We start from the raw sequence: 2,848 nt of genomic DNA on the forward strand, positions 1-2,848 counted from the left end.
ACTATCTCCTATTTTAACATGGTAGAAGATGAATTGATTGATGCCACGGATGATGAGTTTGCTACAACCGCAGAAAACCTGAATTATTTTGACCATGCCAGATACAATGTTGTTCCCGATCTGTATGCTCCTGGTACACGTCTCCGCTGGGGCTGGACCAACGATGACGAAAGTGGATTTGAGTTGACAGGCTGGTGGATTGCCACTGCTGATTCGGAATGGACTGCGATCACGAATTCAACACACAAACCGGATCCCAATAACCAGGCAATCATGGATATCCTGTTGTCACCGCCCAACTATATTGATCCCACGGGAACGGGAGTCGTGTCTTCCATCCCCGGCGTGACGACAGCCCAAATCAATACCATCTTACAAAATGAATTGATGAATCTCGGTGGTTTGCCACTTGACGACGGTACGGTAAACGGCGTGACGGTTCCTTACGATCTGGATTTCAGAATTAAAGTCGTCAGTCAGGCCTGGGGCACGAATGCAACCTGGATGTCAACCCCCGTCGTTGACAAAAAGAATATGAAAGTTCGCGGTCTCGTTGGTGCGAGATACCTGAAAGTAAAAGAAGGATTCTCATTCGTAGGACGTGACAGCGGTTTGCTTTACAGTGACGCCACAAGTATTACGGGCATCCGCCCCGACCTGAAACTGTTCTCGCATCCCACCGGATCTGATGAAAACCAGGATGACATTATTGATAACGCTGGCGTTGTGGAAGACGACTCCGGAACCGCAGGCACAGGTACCGCGACGGCATTTTTCGCCGCACCGGTAGACCCTGTAACCGGGCTCCCCGTAATACCCTATACTACAGTTGTGGACAGTAAAGTAGATACGAATCTGGCAGGTCCTGAAATTGGTTTTCAATTTGACCTGGGTGGTGAAAAGTTTAAGATCTGGGGACAAACCAAACTGGGTTTGATGGCCAATCAGGAAAAAATTCAGTTGAGTGGTGATAACGTCGGCATGGGAATCCGAGCTGATCCGGATGATGTCGATCGCCCCAAAGCGTTAATTGACCCCACCGCTGCGGATCCCAACCCGAATGCGTTTGCCAGCTCTCAAACAAACACACACGTATCACCCATTTTTGAGCAATCGATCTTTGCGGAAATGGACATTTTCGGACATGTACCCGTGTTAAAACGCATGAAAATTCTTGAGGAAGCCAAATTCAAAGTCGGTTACACCTATATTGTCGCCGGTGAAGTCGCCAGACCTTTTGACAGCATTCGCTGGCAGGGTATGCCAACCAGAGGTTTATTCCCATCGATCGATGTACAACGCCAAACCTGGAGCGTAGGCACCTGGAGTGTGGGTATCGACTGGTTGTATTAAACCATCGCTTGTAGAATACTTTTCCCATCAAACCGTCCTGGATGATTTCCCAGGCCGGTTTTTTTCTATTAATGGCGGCAATCTCGCTTCATTTGAAAAAACAGTTGCCAGACCGCCGCCGGTGCCTTACGATGAATCACACAAACATGTGTCATTCCAATCAAGTCGGAGGACAGACCATGAATTACAGGCTCGTCGGCATCAGCGTGCTTTTCATCGCGGGATCCGTTCAGAATCAGCAGAGCCACGCACAAGCCATCCGGATTCAGCAACCTGTCGTACAGCAATTTTCGACGGGTACAACGGTGAGTGTTCCCGATCGGGGCAGCGCCCTATTGGGCGGCTTCCACTCCGGTGCTGTCCAATCGAGGCAGGTTGGACCGTTTCGGCAGGGAAGCTCATATGGACAGGCATTTCAAAGCGCGAACAGCAGTGTCAGTGTCTACATCCACGATTTTGAAGCGATGGACCGGATGCTGTTGAATTCGGCCCCAGCGTCGATCAGAAACTCAGGCGGGCATCAGCATTGGAAACAGCAACTGCTCTCTCAACACGCTCACACCCCTGACTCAAAGCGCACTGCCGATTCAGGCGACCTGCCTCCAGAGAGAAGTTCGCTTTCGCAAGCGGTGACTCAATCTAAAGCAGAACGCTTTTTTGAGTTAGGTCGGAATGCGGAAGAAAAACATGCGACTCCCAACATCGCCATCCTGCATTACAGAATGGCTGTGAAATATGGAAGCACCAAAGCCGAAGCAAGACTGCAGAAGCTGATATCTCATCAAGAAATCAGTGAGTAGCAGAGTGTCGCGTCTTCAGGCTGCTTCTTCTGATTCCCCTTCCGGCACAAACACCCGATTCGGAAGATGGACTTTCGCGTACCGTTCTCCACGGGCATCGTAAAAATAAATCATGTTGGAGTCAGAAGCCCAGATTGCCCCTAACCGTACACTACGCGGCCCATTGATCGAAAATTGAAGCCCACAGTTTCGACCGCGGCGTCGGAGCGCCATTTCGGACATCGTGAACTGTTCTTCGAGCAGATTCTCTTTTTCACAAAGCGTTTTATGGATGTATTCACGGAGTTCATTAAGCGACTGGATGCTGTCTATGCTGATGCTCATTCACTGTACCTCTTGCAAAAATCTTCGTTCACCTGTTTTTCAGTTAAGCCTCCTGTTCATCACATTCGACTCAGGTGTTTTGGCAGGTTGACCTCACGAATATCGTCCAGCCTTTCCCGCATCTGTCACAAGAGTTCGAAAGCCGTTCTCTTTGTTATTATTCGATAAAATTATCGATCTGATTTATTCGGTACGCCAAAGAACTATTTCCTGGATTTCCCCCCGATTCAAAAAATAGGACTGATGAAAATCGGTCGCTCACTCCCCCGGAGTAGCAGGAAGAGCATGAAAAACAGCCTCGTTTGCCATGATTTTTTTGACTAACCCGACCAGATTGTTAACTTTCTCAGGGGGGCAACTTCCACACGCTG

At 49.1% G+C, this 2,848-nt stretch carries 3 protein-coding genes; 2 read left to right on the forward strand and 1 reads right to left on the reverse strand.

Annotation, left to right across the window (positions count from 1 at the left end; all coding sequences use genetic code 11):
• Together Q0294_RS02285 and Q0294_RS02290 are read left to right on the forward strand one after the other, a co-directional pair.
• The coding region (locus tag Q0294_RS02285; protein ID WP_299460506.1) for a hypothetical protein at positions 1-1,353 on the forward strand (1,353 nt) is incomplete at its 5' end.
• Between the two features lie 179 nt (positions 1,354-1,532).
• Positions 1,533-2,153, forward strand: a complete 621-nt coding sequence (locus Q0294_RS02290; protein WP_299460508.1) for a hypothetical protein — start codon at positions 1,533-1,535, stop codon at positions 2,151-2,153.
• Positions 2,154-2,168: 15 nt separating this feature from the next.
• Here the strand turns inward: Q0294_RS02290 and Q0294_RS02295 are convergent, their stop codons facing one another.
• On the reverse strand, positions 2,169-2,477 hold the full coding sequence (locus Q0294_RS02295) for a hypothetical protein (RefSeq protein WP_299460510.1): 309 nt from the start codon (positions 2,475-2,477) through the stop codon (positions 2,169-2,171).
• Between the last annotated feature and the right edge of the window lie 371 nt (positions 2,478-2,848).

Source organism: uncultured Gimesia sp. (assembly GCF_937919775.1).
Classification (GTDB): domain Bacteria; phylum Planctomycetota; class Planctomycetia; order Planctomycetales; family Planctomycetaceae; genus Gimesia.

Bases quoted from the DNA above. Each gene is read 5' to 3' on its own strand.
- Q0294_RS02295 (WP_299460510.1), bottom strand. From the start codon at position 2,477: ATGAGCATCAGCATAGACAGCATCCAGTCGCTTAATGAACTCCGTGAA.
- Q0294_RS02290 (WP_299460508.1), top strand. From the start codon at position 1,533: ATGAATTACAGGCTCGTCGGCATCAGCGTGCTTTTCATCGCGGGATCC.